The sequence below is a fragment of the Ruegeria sp. CJ6 genome, assembly GCF_056536665.1.
This window is the reverse complement of record NZ_JBQFQB010000001.1, coordinates 191,181-214,271: the sequence shown is the minus strand read 5'-3', so window position 1 is coordinate 214,271 and position 23,091 is coordinate 191,181. Positions and strand designations below refer to the sequence as shown.

The following is a 23,091-nucleotide window of genomic DNA, read 5'->3' as shown; positions in this document are numbered from 1 at the left end:
CTGCGGATGCAGGCTAAGTCTGCAGATTGGAAAGAAATTTCGGGTCGATTCTTGCCAACGCATTACCTCAACACGCTTGAGAAACTGCGTCAAACCCGCCATCCTGCCTATAAAATCAATCGACTCATCCGGGGGTTTCTGTTGCCCGGTTGTGCAATCTTTACTTTGAACGAGGCATCAACATGTCCCTTGCATTTAAGAAGCCAGCACTCCGCCCACGCGGCTATTTCAGGGCACTAGGCGTTTCTGCCGCTTTGTTTGCATGTTCCAGCCTGCCTCAGATAGCGGTCGCGCAGGATCAGGGCGATGCCCCTGCGCCCAAGGTGTCGATCGCCGCAGCTTATACCGAAGAGATCACCGATCAGGCCACCTTCATTGGACGGGCCGAGGCAATCGACAAGGTCGATATTATCGCGCGCGTCAGTGGTTTCCTGGACAGCCAGAACGTCGACGATGGCTCTCCGGTGAATGAGGATGACCTGCTGTTCACGATCGAACCGGATCTTTACGAAGCCACGCTTGAGGCGCGTAAAGCCGATCTGGACCGGGCGCAGGCAAACCTTGAACTGGCCAAAGTCGATCTCGCCCGCAAGGAAGAGCTGTACAAGCGCGACGCTACACCGGAATCAGAACGTGACATTGCCCGAGCCAATGAACTGGTCGCCGAGGCCGAGGTCAAAGCCGCCAATGCAGCGATCCAACAGGCCGAGCTTGATCTCAGCTACACACAGATCCACGCCCCGTTTTCGGGCCGCATCGGCCGCGTGGAAACCAGTGTCGGTGATGTTGTGGGCCCCAACAATCCGCCGCTTGTCACCCTGGTCAGCGAAGCCCCCATCTATGTGAATTTTTCGTTGAATGAGAAGCAGTTCACGTCGGTTCTTGAACAATTTGGCGAAGACCCGGCCACGCTAGCTGAAAGCAGCCAAAGCCCGAATGTTCATGTGACTCTGCCGAACGGTACTGAGCTGGATGAAACCGGCGAAATCATTTTTGTCGACAACCGCATTGACCCGCTGACCGGCGCCATTACGATCACGGCTCAATTCGACAATGCCAAGCGTCTGCTCGTAGATGGTGCCTTCGTGAACGTTCAGATCGAAGCGCTTGAGCCGACGCTGCAGGTATTGATCCCTCAAGCAGCGCTGCAGCGTGATCAGCGCGGCGAATTCGTTCTGGTCGTCAATGACAAGCAGATGGTTGAACAACGCTACATCACAACCGGAGATACCGTGGATTCGGCGATTATCGTCACAGATGGCCTGCGCGAAGGCGAAAGCGTCATCGTCGAAGGCCTGCAACGCGTGCGCCCCGGCGTCGCCGTTGATGCAGTCGTTGCGTCCGAGCAGCCGGAGAATAACTGATGTTCTCAGCCCTGTTTATCAGCCGGCCCAAGCTGGCGCTTGTCATTTCGCTGGTCCTGACCATTTTGGGCGGGATCGGTTATCTGGTTCTGCCGGTTGCGCAGTTTCCCGATATCACGCCGCCGGTGGTCAGCGTAACGGCCACCTATACAGGTGCAAATGCCGAAACCGTGGAAAACACCGTGGCCGCCCCGATCGAGGCGCAGGTCAACGGTGTGGACGACATGATCTACATGACGTCGACCTCATCGGATAACGGCTCGTATTCGTTGAACGTTACGTTCGAGGTGGGCACCGACCCCGATATCGCCTCGGTCAACGTGCAGAACCGTGTGGCACAGGCGATGGCATCGCTGCCGTCCGAAGTGACTTCATCCGGTGTTGTCACGCAAAAAGCGTCAACCAACATGTTGTTGCTGGTCACGCTGACCTCGCCCAATGGCACATATGACAGTGTGTTCCTGTCGAACTATGCCTCAATCAACTTGAAAGACGCTCTGGCGCGGGTTCAGGGCGTGGGTAAAGCGGATGTTTTGACCAATCTGGAATACGCCATGCGGATCTGGATGGATCCGGACAAGATGGCCGCGCTGTCAATCACTCCGGGTGATGTGATCAATGCCATCCGCGAACAGAATATCGAAGTCTCTGCGGGCTCAATCGGGTCGCCTCCTGTGCCTGAAGGACAAACCTTTCAGTATACGATCAAGACCAAAGGCCGCCTGACCTCGGCCGATGAATTCGGAGATATTGTAATCCGTACAGGCGAAGCCGGTGCGATTGTGCGCGTCAAAGACATTGCGCGCGTCGAGCTAGGGGCGCAGTTCTATTCCGCCTCGGGCTATTTCGAAAGCGTTCCTGCGACCGTTATCGGCATCTATCAGGCCCCCGGCGCAAACGCCCTTGCGGTGTCCGAACGTGTTGAGGCCGAACTTGAGCGCCTGTCACGGTCCTTTCCCACCGATGTCGAATACGATGTTCCATTCAATACGACTGATTTCGTGGAACAGTCGCTCAATGACGTGGTCTCGACCCTCATCCTGACATTCATATTGGTGATCACAGTTGTGTTCATCTTCCTTGGCAGTTGGCGGGCGACGATCATTCCGGCGGTGGCAATTCCGGTCTCATTGATCGGGACATTTGCCTTCCTGCTGGCTTTTGGCATGTCGCTGAACACGATCTCTCTGTTCGCGCTCGTGCTGGCCATCGGGATCGTTGTGGATGACGCCATCGTTGTGGTGGAAAACGTCGAGCGTATCATCGCCGACGAAGGCCTATCCCCTGCCGAAGCGACCCGCAAAGCCATGGGTCAGATCACCGGCCCCGTGATCGCAACCACGTTGGTACTGCTGGCCGTGTTCGTGCCGGTGACGTTCATGCCCGGCATATCCGGGCGATTGTATTCGCAGTTTGCCGTCACGATCTCGACCGCTGTTGTGATCTCGTCGATCAACGCTCTGACGCTTTCACCGGCCCTTTGCGGGCTGGTGCTGCGGGCGCGTTCAGGACCGCCCAAGGGGCTGCTGGCCGTGTTCGAGGGATTTATCGGCGGCATGCGCAGCGGCTATGTCGCCATTGTGCGGAAGCTACTGATCCTGCCAGTCATTTCGCTTGGGATCATTGCGGCCTTCGCGGCGGGCACCGGGACCATTATGGGCAACACGTCCAAAGGGTTTATTCCGCTGGAAGACAATGGATATCTGTTCGTTGATATCCAGCTTCCCGACGCAGCGACTCTTGAGCGGACCGAAGCGGTTTCCGCCCGGATCGATGAACAGATTCAGCAGATCCCGGGTGTGGCCAGTACCGTTCTGGTCAATGGGTTCTCGCTGTTGAACGGGACCACTACCAATGGCGCAGCCATCTTTGTCAACCTGACCAACTGGGAAGAGCGGCAGGAACCCGAGCTCAGTGCGGATGCGATCCTGAACCAGGTTCTGGCGATTGCATATGGTGAGTCTGCCGCATCGATTGTTGCGTTCAACCCGCCACCCATTCAGGGCCTTGGTATGTCTGCAGGGGTTGAAATGGAAGTGCAGCAGACCGGTGGCGGCTCGCCGCAGGATCTGGCCTCGGCCGTTGGGTCGTATGTCTATGCCGCAAACCAGCGTCCTGAGATCGCGCAGGCCTACACCACTTTCCGCGCGAACGTGCCGCAATTGTTTGTCGATCTGGATCGGGAAAAGGCCAAAACTCTGCAAGTCTCGGTGGCCGAGATTTTCCAGACCATGCAAGCGCAGCTTGGCTCGTATTACGTAAATGATTTCAACCTGTTTGGTCGTGTCTACCGCGTGATGATCCAGGCCGAAGGCTCGTATCGGAATAAGGTCGATGATATCTCAGAGCTTTATGTACGTTCCACCAAAGGTGAGATGGTACCGCTTGGCACGCTGATCGATATCGAGAACGTGCTGGGTCCGGTCCTGCTAAAGCGGCATAACCTGTTCCGCTCGGCCACCGTGACAGCGGTTCCGGCACCGGGGCTCTCCACCGGGGACGCCATCAATGTCATGACCGAGGAATCGGCGACTGCCCTGCCCCCCGGCTATGCCTATGAATGGACCGGAACGGCGCAGCAGCAGCTGGCCTCGGGCGGTCTGGTCGTGGTGATCCTTGGGTTGGCGATCCTGTTTGGGTACCTGTTCCTTGTCGGCCAATATGAAAGTTGGACGATGCCCGTTTCGATCCTAATGTCGGTGACCGTGGCCTTGTTCGGTGCCGTCGCAGCGGTGGCGATCGTTGGCAGCGACATCAACCTCTACACGCAGATCGGGATGATCATGCTTGTCGGGCTTGCGTCAAAGAACGGGATTCTGATCGTCGAATTCGCGATGGAGCAAAGGGCCAAGGGGCTGTCAATCAAGGAGGCCGCGGCCGAAGCCGCATATCAGCGTTTCCGCGCTGTGATGATGACCGCCCTGTCCTTCCTTTTGGGCGTGGTTCCCCTGCTGGCCGCGAACGGGGCCGGAGCTGCCAGCCAGAAGGCCATCGGCGTTGCCGTGTTCGGCGGTATGCTGGCAGCCACTCTGTTCGGGGTCATTCTGGTTCCCGTCCTGTACGCTGTGATGCAGAGCCTGCGCGAGTGGGTCAAAGGCAGCAAGAAACACCCGGAACCGTCAGAAGAAGCCGCGTAAGACCCGCATTGAAATCGAAATACGCCCCGCACATCTGCGGGGCGTTTCTTTTTTTTGCACGGATCAACCGATCCGCGCGCTAGTCAGTTAACCGTTTGGCCATCCAGTCGTCTATCCGGCCGATCTGCTCGAGGCTGAGCCTTAGACCCAGCTTATTGCGCCGCCACACGACATCCTGAGCGGTGCGCGCGTATTCCTTGTCCATCAGCCAAACCAGTTCGGCCTCGGTCAACGTCGCGCCGAAATCGTCACCCAGATCGCTCTGATCTTTTGCCGGACCCAGAAGGTCCCAGGTCTCGGTGCCATAGGCCCGGATCAATCGACGGGCCCAAAAATCGGTCAGGAACGGGTACTCCGCCATCAGTTTCCCGATCAAATCCTGCACGCCGTCGACCGGAAAATCCCCGCCGGGCAATGGGACGCCTGCGGTCCATGGTCCGCCAAGATCCGGGAAATGCTCTCCAATCTTCTCCAGCGCGCTTTCCGCGAGGCGTCTGTAGGTTGTGATTTTACCACCAAAGACATTCAACACCGGAGCCCCGCTCTCGGCATCAACTTTCAGCGTGTAATCGCGGGTAGCCGCCGTGGCACTGCTTGCGCCGTCATCATATAGCGGTCGGACGCCTGAATAGGTCCAGACAATATCTTCACGGGTAACGGGCTTCGCGAAGTAATTCGATGCGAAAGCGCACAGATACTCCTGCTCGGCCTCGGTACAAACCGGAGGCTCGGAGGGGTCAGAATGATCCTGATCCGTGGTTCCGATCAAGGTAAAATCCTGCTCGTACGGGATCGCAAAGATGATGCGCCCGTCTTCGCCCTGAAAGAAATAGCACTTGTCATGGTCAAACAGCTTGGGTGTCACGATATGGCTGCCACGCACCAGACGGACGCCTTCTCGGGAATTGACCCGGATCTTGGTCTGGATGATGTCACCTACCCAAGGTCCGCCCGCATTGATCAACATCTTCGCAAGGACGGTTTCGGTCTTGCCGCTATCCCGATCCCGGATCGTAACCTGCCACAGTTCATCGATCCGCTCAGCCGAAAGAACCTCGGTCCTGACCATGATCTTGGCCCCGCGTGCCTCGGCATCGCGGGCGTTCAAAACCACCAGCCGCGAATCCTCGACCCAGCAGTCCGAGTATTCATAGGCGGTTTCAAATTTGTCTTGCAGCGGAGCCCCCTCGGGTGTCGCGCGCAGGTTCAGCGAACGTGTACCCGGCAGGATTTTGCGACCGCCCAGATTGTCATACAAAAACAGGCCAAGCCGTATTAGCCAGGCAGGACGACGCCCGCGCATCCATGGCATCACCGTACTTAGCAACCGTGAGGTCGGCGTTTCAGAGTCAAAACGCATATCGGCGTGATAGGGCAGCACGAAACGCATGGGCCAACTGATATGGGGCATAGCGCGCAGTAAGGTCTCGCGTTCGACCAGCGCTTCACGCACCAAACGAAATTCAAAAAATTCCAGGTACCGTAGCCCGCCATGAAACAGTTTGGTCGAGGCTGACGACGTCGCCGAGGCCAGATCGTTCATTTCAGCCAAGGTGACCGATAGGCCCCGACCTGCCGCATCACGTGCGATACCGCACCCATTTATACCCCCGCCGATCACAAAAAGATCGGTAACTTGGCTGCTGTCCGATGACATATCCAATTGATTCCCCAACGTGGCAGTTTCAAGCGCATTAGCAGTATGATGGTTCGTATCGTCAACTTTATTTTTCGATATTGTTCGTTTTTAGCTGAAACAACGAATATTAATAAGTGCAACTAACGAATTCCCTTGCTTAACCGCAAAATTAGAACAAAAACGAAAACTCCGGAACTCAGGACCGCCCATGTCACTATCATTTCGCCAATCGGACATTCTTTTAGTCGCCGAGCAAGAGGGCCGCGTTACTGTCGAAGGACTGGCCGAGCGCTTTCAGGTGACGGTTCAAACCATTCGCCGTGACCTGACTGAACTGTCAGAAGCTGGTAAGTTGGATCGGGTTCACGGGGGTGCCGTTCTGCGTTCTGGCGTGTCTAATATTGGATACGAAGACCGGCGCGCCCTGAACCATGAAGCCAAGACACGCATCGCTGAACGCTGCGCGGCCGACATCCCCGAGGGCAGCTCGATCTTTATGAACATAGGCACCTCGACCGAGGCCGTTGCCCGCCAATTGCTGAAACACAAAAACCTAATGGTCGTGACCAACAATATGAACGTTGCCAATATACTGGCCGATAACCCCGATTGCCAGATCGTCGTTGCAGGCGGTGTGCTGCGCAGATCAGATAGTGGGTTGGTCGGGAATCTTGCGGTCTCGACCATCCGCCAGTTCAAATTCGATCACGCGATTATCGGCTGTTCCGCATTGGATGCGGATGGGGATCTAATGGATTTCGATCTCCAAGAAGTACTGGTCAGTCAAACTATCATTGAACAAGCCCGGCAGATCAGCCTAGTTGCGGATGCTTCAAAGTTTCAGCGCACCGCGCCCGCACGCATCGCCTCATTATCCGATGTTGATATGGTTTATACTGATCTACCGCTGCCCGGCGACCTCCATCAGAAGTGCATAGACTGGAACACCAAAATTATTGAATGCTGATGCATCCTTCCGATCAGCCAGAAAGTGATTGATTAGCTGGACAACAGCGCCCGAGGATGGAACAGTTTCCAACAACAGGAGGCGCGAGCATGGGACTTTTGGGGCAGCCGCTGGGCTACTATGACTATCTGACATTTGTTGCACTTATCTTGCTGCTGGCAGCGGTGATGGCGTTGTTTCTATTCATAATGGGTCTGCCCGGACGTATCGCGATCAAACGCAATCACCCCCATGCCGAAGCGGTCAAGATCATGGGATGGATGGGATTTTTGGCGATTGTCCCTTGGGTGCATGCCTTTATCTGGGCGTTTCACGACGGCGTCACCGTCGACATGCGCCGCGGCCCTGATGAAGAACGCAAGGCCATAAGGGATGAAATCAAGCGTCTGGGAGGCACCGTCAAACCGGAATACCAGGACCCACTTGATACCGACGAAACAAAGCAAGCCTAAGGCCAAAGGAATTCAGCACTCATGTTCGTCGCCCTAGGCATCACGCTTTTCTACATTATTTTTGTCTGGTTCATCTTCTTCAAGGTGCAATGGCTGAAATTCAACATCATGTGGGGGATCGTCTCATTCTGGGTCGGCGCTCATCTGCTGCTGATCTTTTTGGTCGCGCTGCGCTTCTTTCAACCCTTTTCCGTCGACAGCCACGTCGTGCGCTCCACCATCCAGATCGTCCCGCGTCTGACTCAGCCCACAATCCTGTCCGAGGTTTTGGTCGAGCCCAACACCTGGGTCACTAAGGGCGATCCGCTGTATAAGTTCGACGACACGGTGTTTTCGCTGGCCGTGGACAAGGCGAATGCACAGCTGGTGGCGGCGCAGCAAAACGCGAAGATCCTTGAACAGGATGTCATCGCCGCTGGTGAAGCGGTCGAACGCGCAAACGCGCAGTTGGCCTATGCGCTGACCGAGCAAGCGCGATACGAGAATCTCGTTCCCGCCGGAGGTGCCCGTCAGGATGAACTAGACCGCTGGAACGAACAGGTCGCGGAAGATCAGGCGAAGATTAAGGAAGCTCAGGCCAATTTGGAAAAGGCCAACCTTGCGCTGGATTCGCAGATCGACGGCGTGAATACGGGCATTATTGAGGCTGAGGCGCAGCTGGCCGAGGCCGAGTATTTTCTCGACAACACAACGATCTATGCCCCCGAAAATGGCATGATCGTTTCGCAACAGGCCCGCCCGGGGATGGTTGTGGGGGAAATTCGTCTGGGTGCCATTGCCAGCTTTGTCACCGAAGAAGACCCCTATATTCTAGCCACCTTCCGCCAGCAGAACCTGAAATTTGTCGAGGTCGGCCAACCAGTCGAAGTTGCTCTGGACCTCTATCCCGGGGAAATTCTGACCGGCAAGGTTGAGGCGGTCTGGTGGGCCACACGTCAGGGCCAATACTTGCCCTCAGGCCGCCTGCCCGGCTTTGAATTGCCAAAACTGCCCGGTCGGATCGCTGTTCAGATCTCGGTCGATGTGCCTGAGGGGCATACTTTTCCTGCAGGTGGCCACGCTGCGGTGGCGATTTACACCGGCATGGGAAAAAGCTTTGAATTTCTGAGGCGCATCAATATTCGCCTCTATTCCTTCGCCAACTTCATCCGGCCACTGGATATCTGATGATGCGTACGATGACACTCCGCCGGTTGTTAGGCACTGCCCTTTGCGCCGCTACCCTCACCGCCTGTACGCCAGTGGGGCCTGATTTTGTGCGCCCCAACTCTCCAGTCGTGAAGCAATGGATGGAGGTCAACAACCCCAGCGCGGGCCAGAGCGGCCTGACCTCGCGCAGCGCCCCGGTAGTGCGCTGGTGGGAAACGTTCAATGATCCGACGCTGAACAAACTGATCGCCGAAGCCTATGCGCAGAACCTGACCTTACAGGTCGCAGGTGCCCGCGTACTTCAGGCCCGCGCGCAGCTTGGGATCGCATTCGGAGAGCTCTACCCGCAATCGCAGGCCGTGGGCGGTTCGCTCCAACGCCGACAGATCAGCGACAATCTTGGGCCGATTTCGGACATCCGGCGAATCATTCCCTTGGACACCGAATTCTCGACTTCGCAAGTTGGGTTTGATGCGCAATGGGAACTGGACGTATGGGGCCAGCAACGTCGCGGCGTACAGGCCGCGCGATCGAACCTGGCACTGCAGGTTGCTAATTATGACGACGCACTGGTCACGCTGACCGGGGACGTAGCGGCGCTTTATATCAACATCCGTTCGTTGCAAGAGGCTCTGCGCATCGCGCGGGAAAACATCACGATTCAGCAGGCATCGGCAGACCTCACTCAGCTGCGCTTCAACAACGGCGTTACAACCGAGTTAGATGTTCAGGAATCAACTGCTCTGCTTAACAACACCAAGGCACTCGTGCCCGAATTGGAAAGCGATATTCAACAGGCCAAGAACGCGCTGGCCGTTCTATTGGGCAAAACCCCTTCCCAGATGGCGGGCTTGATTGGAAATTCAGGGCGTATTCCCACTGGGCGCAGCAACGTGGCCGTGGGTGTGCCTGCCGAATTGCTGCGGCGGCGGCCCGACGTCCGCGCCGCCGAGTTGGCGGCAGCCACCCAATCGGCGCAGGTCGGGATCGCGTTAGCTGATCTCTATCCGCAGTTCATTCTGTCGGGCGCGATCGGTTTGCAGGCCTCGGGTGGGCGCGATCTGTTCAGCACCAACAGCGCCACAGGATTGGCTAGCGCAGGCGTTGTCTGGAATGTCCTGAATTATGGCCGCATTAAGAACAATGTCCGCGCGCAGGATGCCGCCTATCAAGCGTTGATCGCCAATTATCAGAACACTGTGCTGACCGCCTATTCCGAGGTCGAAAGCGCGATGGTTGCTTACGCACAGGCGCGCAAACAGGTCACCTTTTATCAGCGCAGCGTCGAAGCTTCGCGCAAGGCGGCTGAAATCGCGGTCGATCAGTACCGAGACGGCATCGCCAGCTATTCGCGTATCCTGAACACGCAGACCGCGCTATTACGATCGCAGGCGAACCTGATCGAGGCCCGGCAGGAGGTCTCTTCGAATCTGGTCGCGATCTACAAAGGTCTGGGTGGTGGTTGGCAGATTCGGCAGAATCAGGAATTCCTACCCGAGACGGTGCTGGCCGAGATGGCCTATCGCACCGATTGGGGTGATCTGTTGGAGAAAACGCCAACACGCGCCAGCTTGAACTAAGGCCTATTTCGTCAACCCGCGCAGGCCACCCGAGATCAGGATGTTAACTTCGTAGAGGATACGTGGCGCGGCCAACCCGCCGGGGCTGGCTAGATAGTTGGGGCTCCATTCCGGATCGAATTTCTGCTTGAAGGCGCGCAAGCCTTCGAAGTGGTAGAATTGTTCGCCATGTTCATAAACGAACCCACCGATCCGATTCCAAAGCGAGGCCAACTGCCGGTTTTCGATCCCTGAAAATGGCGCAGCACCCAGTGAGAACCAGTGGAATCCCTGCTCGGACCCCCAGACCATCATCTCAGCAAACAGCGCATCCATGACAAAGCTGGGGCTGTCCGGTTCATAACGCATCAAATCCAGAGACAGTTCGGATTTGTTTCCGCCTTGAAACAGGTTCGCAAAGGCCATGATCTTGCCCGTCTCATCCCGCAGAACCGCATGGTCGAAATAAGAAAGGTAGGCATCATCAAAGCCGCCCAAGGCAAAACCCTTTTCCTCACCTGCCTTTTGCGCCAACCAATCGTCCGAGATCTGACGAAGTTCGGGCAACACCGGTGCAAGCTGTTCTTTGGGGATAATTTCGAACTTGTACCCTTCACGCTCAGCCCTGTTCTTCGCCTGCCGGAACCGTTTGCGCGATTTTCCGTCCAGCGAGAAATTCTGCAGCGGTACGCGGGCCACTTCTCCGATCTTCAGGATCGATAGGCCGAGGTCCAGGAATGTCGGCAGATATTTGGTCGATACACTGTAAAACGCACAAAGCTTGCCTTCGCGATCGGCCATTTCTCGCAATTGCCAGATCAGTTGCTGTCCCGCTTGCTCATCACCCACAGGCTCTCCTTTGGTGATCAGCGCATTGCCAGTATCGGCATAGGCAAGGAATGCGGTTTCGTCAGGCGAGATCAGGAATTGCTTATCACCCGTCAGTGAAATCTGAGATTCGGTGTCTTCGCTCTCCATCACGAGACGTTCGACAACTTCGGGGATTTCAGTCCTAACCGGCGCGGGGATTTCACGGCCGAACAGCGAGTTCACCGCCACGATGCCAACGATCACGGCCACCACGAGGCTGGACCGCAGGAATCGCGAGGCATCTCCACTCCAGGCAAAGTCCCACCACAGCGCGTTTTGATATTCGACATGGGAATAAGCGAACAATCCAATCCAGAAAATCACCGCCAGCAACGCGACGACGCTGACCAGCCAGGGGATATTTAGCCGAAAGATAGATGCACCGCTTACCCGGTAAAACGCACCCCGAAACATCGCCAAAAGGCCAATCGTGAACAGCAATGAAAGGGCTTCATGCGTATCAAGCCCTTTGGCGAGCGAGGCGAAGAAACCCGCCACCATCAAAAGCATGGCAACAACCCATGCCCGATAGAGCTTGCGGAATAGGCCGCGTGAGACAAGCAGCAGAAGTACACCCACGGCGCTGCCTGCAAGATGAGATGCCTCGACAAATGACAAAGGCAAAACCTCTCGCAGTACGCCAAGGTTCTGCGTACTGGAAGGCAAAGCCCCTGAAACCAACAGGATAACTCCTGCCACAGCCGCGACGCCGGCAGCCACCATCGGGACAATGGGGCGAATTGCGCGATAGACCCAAGTGACCGCGCCCCCGATGCGATGGCGCTGTGTCAGCACCGACGCGACCGCGATCGACAGGCTGGCGATGGCAAACGGAAGGAAGGTATAGACCAGTCGGTAGAGCAGAAGCGCAGCGATCACATCAGACCGGCCCGACGCCCCTAGACCACCGATCAGAGTGGCCTCGAACACACCGATTCCACCCGGTGCATGGCTAAGGATACCCACCGCTATTGCGCCTATATAGACCGCGAAGAAATACGGGTAGCCAACCCCCAGATCGTCCGGCATGAGCACATACAGCGCCATTGAAGCGCCGAACAGATCGCCTACCGCCGCGATTGTCAGCAGACTCGCCAGCTTGCCGCCCGGCAGGTTGAACCCAAACCCACCATAGGCCAATCGCCGCCCTCCGCTTGAAAGCCAGACAAACAAGACCGCAAGCCCCGCCAACATGCTCAGACCGATCACAGTTTCCGTCGTTTCACTGATCGGCAGGACCTTGGAAATGCCATCCGGGTGTATTGTAAGCAACAGGCCCAAAAGCAGGATCAGTCCCATCCAGAACGCCACCCAAGAGGTCGCGATCACCCCGGCCACGCGGCCAAGATCAAGCCCCAGCGACGCATAGATACGGTATCGGATCGCGGTGCCGGTGATATAGGAGAATCCCAGGCAGTTCGATACCGCATAGCCGCTTGCACCGGCCATCCCCGCAACGGGCAGAGGCACTTTTCCATCGGCGACGCTCTGCACGGCAAGCACATCGTAGAACGAAAGCGACAGAAAACTGAAAGCCGTCCAGCACATCGCAAAAAACATGAATTTCCATGGTTTCGCTGCGATATCGCTTTGGATATCTGACCATTTCACATGCGCAGAGAGGTCATGCAGAACCGCAAGCGCGATTCCTGTAATCAGCAACGGAACCGCAATCTTGACCAGCGGCTTTTCCAACAGCCCTGTCACATATTCGGCCAGACGTACGGCGCGTGTCTCTTCCGTTGTCGGCTGTGTCGTCATTCCGTTCGCCCCTGCCCCGCGATCCTCAGATCAGTGTCAATTCAAAGCTTTGCACGATTTTCCCATCCGGCAAAGGGCCTTGGGCAACGCGTCACGAACGGCCCTTGCGTGTCGAGAGCAACAGATTGGTCTCAGATCGTGTGACGCCCTCCATCCGACGGATCTGGAACAGGACTTCATCAAGCTCATCCAGTGTATCGGTTCCGATCTCTGCGATCAGATCCCAACTTCCATTGGTTGAGTGCACCGCCCGAACCTGACGCATCGCAGCGATCCGCGATCTGATCCGCTCGGTCCCGCGGCCTGCGATCTCAAGCATCATCAATCCACGAACAGGGCTTTCCGACACGCCCTGCCGTGTCACAACGGTAAAGCCGACGATTTCGCCAGACTGCTGAAGCCGCTTTAGTCGGCTGCGCACGGTTGTTCGGGTCACCCCAAGCAGTTCAGCCAGTTCCGACAACGATGCCCGAGCATCTCTGTGCAGTGCGTTCAATAAGCGATTGTCCAGTTCGTCCATGCGTGATTACCAAATCGGATTTAGCCAATTCACTTTGACCAATTTGATCTCTTTTCTCAACTCATATCGTATCGATAGATAGACTTATGAGCAAAATGAACATCATTCTCGCCGGAGCGCCGATGGATGCCGGCAAACACCGCCAAGGCTGTCGGATGGGTCCAGATGCCTATCGGGTCGCGGGTCTCGCCCAAGCGCTGTCAGATCTCGGGCATTCTGTGTCGGACATCGGTGACACGCGACCAGATGCCGTCGACATTTCGGAAGACACCCATCTGTTCTCTTTACCGGAATGCGTGGGCTGGACACAGGCGCTAAGCCGCACGGCTCAGGAAGCCGCGCTTGAAGGCCTTCCCATTTTCATGGGCGGTGATCACGCCCTGTCGATGGGCACAGTGGCAGGAATGGCGGCACATGCGGACCGTATCGGGCGCCCTCTGTTCGTGCTCTGGTTAGATGCACATAGTGATTTCCATACGCCCAGCAGTACGGCCAGCGGTAATTTGCATGGAACGCCGGTCGCTTATTTCACTGGCCAGTCAGGCTTTGACGCCTTTCCACCGCTGATATCGCCGATCCCAACGGATCGCGTCGGTATGATCGGTCTGCGCTCGGTCGATCCCGCCGAACGTGCGGCATTGGAAAAAGATCACGCGATGCTCGCCGATATGCGCAGCATCGACGAGCACGGGATCAAGACACCCCTACTGGCCTTCCTTGACAAAGTACGCGCAGCAAACGGCATCCTGCATGTCTCGCTGGATGTGGACTTCCTTGATCCCTCGATTGCGCCTGCGGTTGGAACCACTGTCCCAGGTGGCGCAACCGAGCGCGAGGCGCATCTGGTCATGGAATTGTTGCATGAAAGCGGTCTCGTTTGTTCGCTGGACCTCGTCGAGCTGAACCCGTTCCTGGATGAGCGCGGCCGAACCGCAAAACTGATGGTCGATCTTGCAGCCTCGCTTATGGGTCGTCGCATCTTCGATCGCCCAACCCGGAGCTTCTGATGATTTCTCTTCAATCTCCTTCAGCTGTCGTGATGGTGCGCCCCCATGCATTTGCGTCAAATCCAGAGACCCGCGACGACAATGCGTTTCAAACATTGGCAAATCGATCTGCTGCAGCGACGTCTGCTGCCGCGCGGGATGAGCATGACAAAGCAGTAGAACAGCTTCGCGCTGCTGGTGTGACCGTTCATGTGTTTGACGACGAAGGCGAACGTGACACACCCGACAGCGTGTTCCCAAACAACTGGTTTTCGACCCATCCAGGCGGTCATGTCGCTGTTTATCCGATGTTCGTTCCATCGCGCAGACGCGAAAGACGCTCAGATGTAATTGAGTTACTGAAGCGGGAATATCGAGTGCAAGACGTCATCGACTATTCCGGCCTCGAACAGGACGACCTCGCGCTTGAGGGCACGGGCGCAATGGTTCTGGATCACGTGGGCCGTATTGCCTACACTGTTCGATCCAACCGCGCCGATCCGGTGTTGTTGGAGCGTTTCTGTACGCATTTCAACTATGAGCCGATTGCCTTTGATGCAAAGGACGCTGAAGGCCGTGATGTCTATCACACCAATGTCCTGATGGGGATCGGCACGCACTACGCCCTTATCTGTTTGGACATGATTTCCAACCCAGAACGTCGGGCAACAGTTCGGGCACGGCTTGAGGAATCTGGCCGTACTGTCATCGATCTGTCCCATGAGCAGATTGCAGATTTTGCAGGAAACGCGATTGAGCTTAGTGGCAATGATGGTCTTGTCCTGGCGTTGTCCAGCCGAGCGCTACAGGCTCTTACACCTGCTCAAGTCGCGATCATCGAAGCCAGTGCAACTCCGCTGCCGCTCTCGATTCCCACAATTGAAACAGCCGGTGGATCCGTACGTTGTATGATCGCTGGTATCCATCTTTCCCGCCGATAGGAGTCTTTGATGCAACCTTCTGATAAGGCCCTCGTGCCGTTTGTATCCGTCGACAACATGATGCGTCTGGTCCACCACATCGGGGTCGAACAGATGATCACGCAGATTGCCGCGCAGATCGAATCCGATTTTAAACGCTGGGAGAGCTTTGACAAAACGCCCCGCATCCCGGCCCACTCACCACATGGGGTGATCGAACTGATGCCAACCTCGGATGGTGAGGCATACGGGTTCAAATACGTCAATGGGCATCCCAAGAACACGTCTGAGGGCCTGCAGACCGTGACCGCGTTTGGCCTGCTGGCTGATGTCTATACCGGTTACCCGACATTGTTGACCGAAATGACGATGTTGACTGCTTTGCGGACAGCGGCAACCTCTGCGCTGGTCGGCAAATATCTCGCGCCCAAATCCGCGACGACGATGGCGATGATTGGAAACGGCGCGCAATCCGAGTTCCAGTGCCTCGCCTTCAAAGCCATGTGCGGCATCGATACGGTCCGGCTCTACGACACAGACCCGAACGCGACGGCGAAATGTGCAGCCAATCTGCAGGGCAAAGGGCTGACGGTCGTGCCCTGCAAAACGCCGGAGGACGCAATCGAAGGCGCTCAGATCATAACGACCTGCACCGCTGACAAGAAATACGCCACCATCCTGACCGACAACATGGTCGGCCCCGGTGTGCACATCAACGCGATTGGCGGTGATTGCCCCGGCAAAACCGAACTGCACCGCGATATCCTTCTGCGCTCGAATATCTTTGTAGAATACCCCGAGCAAACGCGGATCGAAGGTGAAATTCAAGCTCTGGAGAATGATCACCCTGTCACCGAGATGTGGGAAGTTATGACCGGACAAGCCACAGGGCGCACCGATGATCGACAGATCACGTTGTTCGACAGTGTCGGCTTCGCGATCGAGGACTTCTCGGCACTACGTTACATCAAAAGCGCGATTGAAGGCACTGATTTCTATGAGGCATTGGATATGCTGGCAGACCCTGACGACCCGCGGGATCTGTTTGGGATGTTGATGCGGGCAGGATAAAGAACCCGCACTTCTAAAACTGTGCCCCGGCCTTTGGCCGGGGCTTTTTCTTATCCCGCAAGCGATGGCAGGTAGAGAACAATCCCTGGAAAGGCCACCAGCAGTGCGATGGTCAGAGCATCGGCAATGAAGAACGGCGTTACACCTTTGAAGACATCCTGAACACTAAGATCGGGCCTCACGCCTGCGACAACAAAACAGTTTAGACCAATAGGAGGTGTGATCAGGCAGAACTCGGCCATTTTGACCACCAAGATACCAAACCAGATCGCACACATCGGCCCGGACATACCAAAGGCGCTGTCTGCTGCGCTGACAGCCTCGCCTCCGTTCAGGGCCATAACGGCGGGATACACAACCGGAAGTGTCAAGAGCAGCATACCGATCGCATCCATGAACATGCCCAGCACGGCATAGGCCAGCAGGATGCAAATGAGGATCAACATAGGCGACATTTCGAGCGAAGTGATCCAGTCGGAAAACGCCCCCGGCAGATCTGCGAAACCAAGAAAGCGCACGTAGATCAAAACACCCCAAATAATCGCGAAAATCATGGCGGTCAGTTTGGCGGTTTCAAGCAAGGCCGATTTGAATTCAGGCCAGCGCATGCCGTGGATCAGGGCAAAGCAGAACACGATGAAGGCCCCGATGGCCCCGCCCTCGGTCGGGGTGCCCCAGGCCTTGTCGCCGAAAGGGTTGTAAACAAAGCAGATAATGATGAGGATCACCGCCACAATGGGCAGTGCGCCCGGAAGAGCAGCAAATCGTTGTTTCCAGGTAAACCCGGTGACCGGCGGTCCGACGGACTTGAAGATCACGGCGATACCGACGATCAGCAAGCCATAGATCACCGCCGAAAACGCGCCAGGGATGAAGCCTGCGAGCAGCAGTTTTCCCACATCCTGCTCGACAATGATGGCGTAAATCACAAGGATCGCGGATGGGGGGATTAGCGAGGCCAAGGTTCCGCCAGCGGCAACCACACCGGCGGCGAAACGTTTGTTATACCCGACGGCCAGCATTTCAGGGATGGCGATGCGCGCAAAGACGGCTGATGTGGCGACCGATGCACCTGATACGGCGGCGAAACCGGCGGTCGCAAAAATCGTTGAAACGGCCAACCCGCCAGGCACCCATGCCACCCAGCGTTTTGCCGCCTCAAACAAGGCGCGGGTCAGGCCAGCGTAGTAGGCTAGATAGCCGATCAGGATGAATGTTGGGATCAGGCTCAGCGTATGAGACGCCACCTTGGAATGTGGCACCTGGCCAGCCGTTTTGACGGCCACCGTCAGTGCCTTACCAAACCGCTCGGGATCATACCCAAACTTTGCCCAGAATATCCAAACAAGGCCAACCAACCCTGCCAGACCTGCAGCAAATGCCACCCGCATGCCAGTGACGACAAGAACCAACAGTCCGGCAGTGACCCAAAGGCCGATATCAATCGTGTCCATGGGTCAGTTACGTCCTTCGAATTGTTCGGCCTCGGCTGCAGCCTGTGCGGCGGCATCCTGTATCAGCGGTACGGCCACCGGTGCCTCGAGCCCCAGCATGAAGGCGCGTCCATAGCCCCAGACCTGCAAGATTAGCCGGGCGCACAGCACCGAAAAAGCAACGGGTGCCAGCAGCTTGGCTGGCCAAATAGGAATCCCGATATCAATTGAGCTGTCGCGACTCCACATCGGAGCGCCGAAGTCAAAGGACCGGTCAAAGTGGGACCAACTACCCCAAACAAGCGCCAGCATCAGCAGCAGTATCAACAGAACCGAGATCAGCTCGAACAACCACAGCGCCCGCCCTTTCAGACGCGAGATAACGATATCCATTCGGATATGCCCGCCATCACGTTGCACAAACGAGATACCCAGAAACGCGATCAGGGGCATCGCCTGTTCAATCCAGTCAACATATCCGGGCAAAGGCGCGTTTAAGGCGTTTCGGCCGCTGACTGACACAACAGCTAGCACCATGAGCCCGAAAACCGCGAAACCGCTGATCAGCGCCATAAAACGCTCTAGACGTAACAAACGGTGATCCAACCGGCTTAGAAGACTGCCATCCTCAAGCACCGTGGCATGTCCTGCCATCTCAGCATTCCTTTGATTGAAGGAGATGCCGGGTGCCTAATGACACCCGGCTGTGGCGATCAGTTACCGCCGCGCTGCTGTTGCAGTGTCGATTGCACAAGATCATAAAGATCCTGCGCAGGCAGACCCTGGGCGGTCATGTCTTCGATCCACTTCGCGCGAATAGGATCAGCGGCTTTGGCGCGAAACTCCTCAAGCACGGCATCGTCAATCTCGACCTTTTCAACGCCTTTCTCTGCCAGCACGCCATCCCACTTTTCAAGCAGTCCACCGTAGTTGGCCAGATAGTGATCGATAGCCTCATTAATCGAGCTGTCCAGCGCTTCGCGATGTTCGGCAGGCAGCGCTTCATAAGCGTCGATATTCACCACCACCGGACAGTTTACCGTTCCAGGATTCAGATTGGCCGTCCACCAGTCAGCTTCGTTGATCGTCCCGAATGACAAATGCGCATGCTGAGCGAAGGCCACGGTATCGACCACGCCAGATTCCATCGCATTATAGGCTTCGGTCGCGGGCACGGACGTAGGTACGCCACCAACCGCTTCAAATGCTTGCCCCAAACCGCCAGTGGCGCGTACGCGCATACCGTCGAACTCGGCAAGCTCATCACGAGGGTCACCGGTACCGACAAGGTTATATTGAGGCATCGGTGAAGTCATGATGATGCGCGCGTTCCACTGCGCCATCTCGTCCTTGACTGCTGGATGATCATAGACTGCGTGGCTGACGGCCACCTCTTCATCCAATGTGTTTACGCCAAGGAAGGGCAGTTCCAAAACGGTGATCGCGCGGTTCTTATCACGGTGATAGCCCGCACAGAACTGCGCCATCTCGAACGCGCCAATCTCGATACCATCCAGGTTTTCCTTGGGCTTCGACAATCCGCCATAGCTAACATTGATGGTGAAATCGCCGCCGGTTTTTTCGTTCACCAGTTCAGCCAGTTTCTCAACATGCTCGGTAAATGCGCGGCGCTTACCCCAGACCGAGGCATTCCATTCGGTCGCGGCTGCTTCAGTGACAAACGCCACACTCAGGGCGGCAAAAGCCGCACCGCTCAACATCTTTTTCATAGTGGTATCTCCCTTAGTTGCGCCCCCTGTCGGGATGCTTGATTGTGAAGCTAGCGCCAAGTCTAGAAGCTGCCAACCCCTGCGAGGAGAAGTGGTGTTATCGCCACCAGACTTCGAGATCAAAGTGAAGCTATCGGCCAAAGCCCCAGACACATGCCAATGAGCACTTATGTCATTACAGCTATCTTGCTGATTTAAGGTATATATTACGCACAATTTCAGAATTATTTACAATGTTAGTGCCGAAAATGAAATTTCTTTACAAAGAAATCCAAGGATTATGGCAATTTATTTATTTCTTTTCTGATCCCCGTATTATTCAACTTGGGGAGGAACCGGATCGACATTGCCTGATCGGCTGGCAAAATCGATCCCATGTAATCCAGTCCAGAGGGAGGAGCCTCAAAGATGACTACCGCTGCCCAGGCAGATGCCAAGACATATCCGCCATCCGCAGAAACTGTCGCCCGTGCGCATGTCGACGCCGACAAATACGCAGATATGTACGCTGCGTCGATCAACAACCCCGAAGCATTCTGGGATGAGCAAGGCAAGCGCGTTGACTGGATCAAGCCTTATACTCAGGTCAAAGACGTCAGCTATGATTTTGGTTCGGTTGGTATCAACTGGTATGCGGACGGCACGCTAAACGTCTCGGCCAACTGCCTTGACCGTCATTTGAATACGCGCGGCGATCAGACAGCGATCATCTGGGAACCAGATGATCCAAACGACGAAGCTCAGCACATTACCTACGCCGAATTGCACCGTCGCACCTGTCGCATGGCCAATATTCTCGAGTCGATGGGCGTGCGCAAAGGTGACCGCGTTGTGATCTACCTGCCGATGATCCCTGAAGCAGCCTATGCGATGCTGGCTTGTGCACGGATCGGAGCAATCCATTCGATTGTATTTGCTGGGTTTTCACCCGATGCGTTGGCAGCCCGAGTCAACGGTTGTGATGCCAAGGTCGTCATCACTGCCGATGAGGCACCACGTGGTGGCCGAAAGACTCCGCTGAAGTCCAACGCAGACGCGGCCCTGCTGCACTGCAAAGACAGCGTGAAATGTCTGGTGGTCAAACGCACCGGTGGGCAGACCACTTGGATTGATGGCCGCGACTATGATTACAACGAAATGGCGCTTGAAGCGGATGACTATTGCGCACCCGCCGAGATGAATGCCGAAGATCCGCTTTTCATTCTCTATACTTCCGGTTCGACCGGTCAGCCCAAAGGTGTCGTCCATACGACCGGCGGTTATCTGGTCTATGCCGCGATGACGCATGAGATCACATTCGACTACCATGAAGGCGACGTTTACTGGTGCACCGCCGATGTCGGCTGGGTCACCGGCCACAGCTATATCGTCTATGGCCCGCTGGCCAACGGAGCGACCACACTGATGTTCGAAGGCGTGCCGACCTATCCGGATGCATCACGCTTCTGGCAGGTGTGCGAAAAGCACAAGGTGAACCAGTTCTACACCGCTCCGACGGCAATTCGCGCTCTGATGGGTCAGGGTACCGAGTTCGTCGAGAAATGCGACCTGAGCGATCTCCGGACGCTGGGCACAGTCGGCGAGCCGATCAACCCGGAAGCCTGGAACTGGTACAATGAAGTTGTTGGCAAAGGCAAATGCCCGATTGTTGACACCTGGTGGCAGACCGAAACCGGCGGTCACCTGATGACCCCCCTGCCCGGTGCGCATGCGATGAAGCCCGGCTCAGCGATGAAACCGTTCTTCGGCATCCAGCCGGTGGTTTTGGACCCGCAATCCGGTGTTGAGATCGAGGGAAATGGCGTTGAGGGTGTTCTGTGCATCAAAGACAGCTGGCCCGGTCAGATGCGCACCGTCTGGGGCGATCATGAGCGGTTCGAGAAGACCTATTTCTCGGACTACAAAGGCTACTACTTCACCGGCGATGGCTGCCGTCGCGATGAGGATGGCGATTACTGGATCACTGGCCGCGTCGATGATGTAATCAACGTCTCCGGCCACCGGATGGGCACGGCCGAGGTGGAAAGCGCGCTGGTCGCCCATGCCGCCGTCGCCGAGGCCGCTGTGGTTGGTTACCCCCATGAAATCAAAGGGCAAGGCATCTATTGCTATGTCACTTTGATGAATGACCGCGAGCCGTCGGATGAGTTGCTGAAAGAGCTGCGCACCTGGGTCCGGACCGAGATCGGCCCGATTGCCTCGCCTGATGTGATCCAGTGGGCCCCCGGCCTGCCCAAGACTCGCTCGGGCAAGATCATGCGCCGAATTCTGCGCAAGATTGCCGAGAACGACTTTGGTTCGCTTGGCGATACGTCGACCCTGGCCGATCCGTCAGTGGTCGAAGACCTGATCGAAAACCGGGCAAACAAGTGAGGATGTGATGGACGCTGCCACGACCATATCCCCCGCTGTTCTGATCCTTCTCGGCCCTCCGGGCGCCGGGAAGGGTACGCAGGCTCGTATGCTTGAAGAGAAGTTCGGGCTTGTACAACTCAGCACCGGTGATCTGCTGCGCGACGCGGTCGCCGCAGGTACCGAGGCTGGTAATGCTGCCAAAGCGGTTATGGAGGCAGGCGATCTTGTCAGCGACGGCATCGTCATCGCGATCCTGCGCGACCGCATGGCAGAACCGGACTGCGACAAGGGCGTCATACTGGATGGTTTCCCCCGGACCACAGTCCAGGCCGAGGCTCTTGATGGTCTGCTCGCGTCTTCAGATCAGAAGATCAACGCGGCCATCAGCCTTGAAGTTGAAGACGCCGAGATGGTGACGCGGATTTCTGGCCGCTACACCTGCGCCGGATGCGGTGAGGGCTATCACGACTCGTACAAGCAGCCCGTCAAAGACGGCAAATGCGACAAGTGCGGTCACACAGAATTCAAGCGCCGCGCCGATGACAATGCCGAGACGGTTGCCTCACGGCTTGCTGCCTACCACGCGCAAACCGCACCATTGATTGACTACTATCAAGCCCAAGGTGTGCTGAAAGGCATCGATGCCATGGGCCAGATCGACGACATCGCGCAAGACCTTCAAGGGATTGTCGGCGAGGTCATGAAATAAGGGGAGGAGACAAGCCCTAGGGCTTTGATCCTAAATCAGAATACTTCAATGGACCCGCCGTGGCGGACCAGAGAAGTTATGCCTGACGTCACGGGGCGTTTGGCACAACCGAGAAGCGGCCCACCGCACTGGAGGAGTTGGGCAATGGGCCGCCAATGAGGGAAGCGAAGGAGGAACCCGCGATGGCGGATCATTCAACAAACTCCGCGCAGACTGCCGAAGCCGACAAGGGCTATTGGCAGGCCAACCTGCGCCTCATCTACATCAGCCTCGCGATTTGGGCGCTGGTGTCGTTTGGATTCGGCATTCTGCTGCGTCCGTTGCTATCGGGCATCGCCGTTGGCGGCACCGATCTGGGCTTTTGGTTCGCTCAGCAAGGATCGATCCTGGTCTTTCTGGTGCTGATCTTCAACTACGCCTGGCGCATGAACAAGCTCGACGCTGAACACGGCGTGGACGAGGAGTAATC

Annotated in this window: 18 protein-coding genes; 12 read left to right on the top strand and 6 right to left on the bottom strand. The window is 56.5% G+C overall.

From position 1 onward, the window contains the following. The first annotated feature begins 182 nt into the window (after positions 1 to 182). Complete coding sequence (locus ACR0BT_RS01080; RefSeq protein WP_170393332.1) at positions 183 to 1,364, top strand: efflux RND transporter periplasmic adaptor subunit; 1,182 nt, start codon at positions 183 to 185, stop codon at positions 1,362 to 1,364. Beyond that, complete coding sequence (locus ACR0BT_RS01075; protein ID WP_480762354.1) at positions 1,364 to 4,501, top strand: efflux RND transporter permease subunit; 3,138 nt, start codon at positions 1,364 to 1,366, stop codon at positions 4,499 to 4,501. The genes ACR0BT_RS01080 and ACR0BT_RS01075 overlap by 1 nt, the downstream gene beginning before the upstream one ends. 79 nt (positions 4,502 to 4,580) lie before the next feature. On the opposite strand, the gene glpD is transcribed toward ACR0BT_RS01075, so the two are convergent. Beyond that, positions 4,581 to 6,158 (bottom strand): glycerol-3-phosphate dehydrogenase, encoded by a 1,578-nt coding sequence (gene glpD / locus ACR0BT_RS01070; RefSeq protein ID WP_480762352.1) that lies wholly within the window; start codon positions 6,156 to 6,158, stop codon positions 4,581 to 4,583. 190 nt (positions 6,159 to 6,348) lie between these two features. On the opposite strand from glpD, the gene ACR0BT_RS01065 reads away from it, so the two are divergent. From ACR0BT_RS01065 to ACR0BT_RS01050, 4 genes are all read left to right on the top strand, one after another. Further along, positions 6,349 to 7,107, top strand: coding sequence for a DeoR/GlpR family DNA-binding transcription regulator (locus ACR0BT_RS01065; RefSeq protein WP_170421208.1), 759 nt, complete (start codon positions 6,349 to 6,351; stop codon positions 7,105 to 7,107). Between the two features lie 89 nt (positions 7,108 to 7,196). Next, positions 7,197 to 7,559 (top strand): DUF3302 domain-containing protein, encoded by a 363-nt coding sequence (locus tag ACR0BT_RS01060; protein WP_170393336.1) that lies wholly within the window; start codon positions 7,197 to 7,199, stop codon positions 7,557 to 7,559. 21 nt (positions 7,560 to 7,580) lie between these two features. Further along, entirely contained in the window at positions 7,581 to 8,726 is a 1,146-nt protein-coding gene (locus ACR0BT_RS01055; RefSeq protein ID WP_170393337.1) for an HlyD family secretion protein, read from the top strand. Next, complete coding sequence (locus tag ACR0BT_RS01050; protein ID WP_480762351.1) at positions 8,726 to 10,288, top strand: efflux transporter outer membrane subunit; 1,563 nt, start codon at positions 8,726 to 8,728, stop codon at positions 10,286 to 10,288. The genes ACR0BT_RS01055 and ACR0BT_RS01050 overlap by 1 nt, the downstream gene beginning before the upstream one ends. A gap of 3 nt (positions 10,289 to 10,291) precedes the next feature. On the opposite strand, the gene mprF is transcribed toward ACR0BT_RS01050, so the two are convergent. Together mprF and ACR0BT_RS01040 are read right to left on the bottom strand one after the other, a co-directional pair. After that, a complete protein-coding gene (gene mprF / locus ACR0BT_RS01045) occupies positions 10,292 to 12,898 on the bottom strand; it encodes a bifunctional lysylphosphatidylglycerol flippase/synthetase MprF (protein ID WP_480762350.1) in 2,607 nt (868 codons plus the stop codon). Positions 12,899 to 12,989: 91 nt separating this feature from the next. Then, a complete protein-coding gene (locus ACR0BT_RS01040) occupies positions 12,990 to 13,418 on the bottom strand; it encodes an Lrp/AsnC family transcriptional regulator (RefSeq protein WP_170393340.1) in 429 nt (142 codons plus the stop codon). Between the two features lie 86 nt (positions 13,419 to 13,504). Between ACR0BT_RS01040 and rocF the strand changes: the two genes are divergently transcribed. The 3 genes from rocF to ACR0BT_RS01025 are packed head-to-tail and all read left to right on the top strand — an operon-like array spanning position 13,505 to position 16,395. Continuing rightward, on the top strand, positions 13,505 to 14,425 hold the full coding sequence (rocF, locus tag ACR0BT_RS01035) for an arginase (RefSeq protein ID WP_170510828.1): 921 nt from the start codon (positions 13,505 to 13,507) through the stop codon (positions 14,423 to 14,425). Beyond that, on the top strand, positions 14,425 to 15,345 hold the full coding sequence (ctlX, locus tag ACR0BT_RS01030) for a citrulline utilization hydrolase CtlX (RefSeq protein ID WP_480762349.1): 921 nt from the start codon (positions 14,425 to 14,427) through the stop codon (positions 15,343 to 15,345). The genes rocF and ctlX overlap by 1 nt, the downstream gene beginning before the upstream one ends. Before the next feature lie 6 nt (positions 15,346 to 15,351). Beyond that, positions 15,352 to 16,395: an ornithine cyclodeaminase gene (locus ACR0BT_RS01025; protein ID WP_304621968.1), complete on the top strand. Its 1,044-nt coding sequence runs from the start codon at positions 15,352 to 15,354 to the stop codon at positions 16,393 to 16,395. Positions 16,396 to 16,445: 50 nt separating this feature from the next. Here ACR0BT_RS01025 and ACR0BT_RS01020 read toward each other — a convergent pair whose 3' ends face one another. The 3 genes from ACR0BT_RS01020 to ACR0BT_RS01010 are packed head-to-tail and all read right to left on the bottom strand — an operon-like array spanning position 16,446 to position 19,558. Then, positions 16,446 to 17,849, bottom strand: a complete 1,404-nt coding sequence (locus tag ACR0BT_RS01020; protein ID WP_170393344.1) for a TRAP transporter large permease — start codon at positions 17,847 to 17,849, stop codon at positions 16,446 to 16,448. A gap of 3 nt (positions 17,850 to 17,852) precedes the next feature. Continuing rightward, the gene (locus ACR0BT_RS01015; RefSeq protein ID WP_170393345.1) at positions 17,853 to 18,482 is read right to left on the bottom strand and encodes a TRAP transporter small permease subunit; all 630 of its coding nucleotides are present in this window, start codon (positions 18,480 to 18,482) and stop codon (positions 17,853 to 17,855) included. Between the two features lie 59 nt (positions 18,483 to 18,541). Continuing rightward, the gene (locus tag ACR0BT_RS01010; RefSeq protein WP_170393346.1) at positions 18,542 to 19,558 is read right to left on the bottom strand and encodes a C4-dicarboxylate TRAP transporter substrate-binding protein; all 1,017 of its coding nucleotides are present in this window, start codon (positions 19,556 to 19,558) and stop codon (positions 18,542 to 18,544) included. Between the two features lie 408 nt (positions 19,559 to 19,966). Between ACR0BT_RS01010 and acs the strand changes: the two genes are divergently transcribed. The 3 genes from acs (at position 19,967) to ACR0BT_RS00995 (ending at position 23,089) form a co-directional block, all read left to right on the top strand. After that, positions 19,967 to 21,931, top strand: coding sequence for an acetate--CoA ligase (gene acs, locus ACR0BT_RS01005; RefSeq protein WP_170405196.1), 1,965 nt, complete (start codon positions 19,967 to 19,969; stop codon positions 21,929 to 21,931). A 7-nt stretch (positions 21,932 to 21,938) separates the two neighbouring features. Next, positions 21,939 to 22,622 (top strand): adenylate kinase, encoded by a 684-nt coding sequence (locus ACR0BT_RS01000; protein WP_480762346.1) that lies wholly within the window; start codon positions 21,939 to 21,941, stop codon positions 22,620 to 22,622. A gap of 182 nt (positions 22,623 to 22,804) precedes the next feature. After that, entirely contained in the window at positions 22,805 to 23,089 is a 285-nt protein-coding gene (locus ACR0BT_RS00995; RefSeq protein ID WP_010439512.1) for a DUF4212 domain-containing protein, read from the top strand. The last annotated feature ends 2 nt before the right edge of the window (positions 23,090 to 23,091 follow it).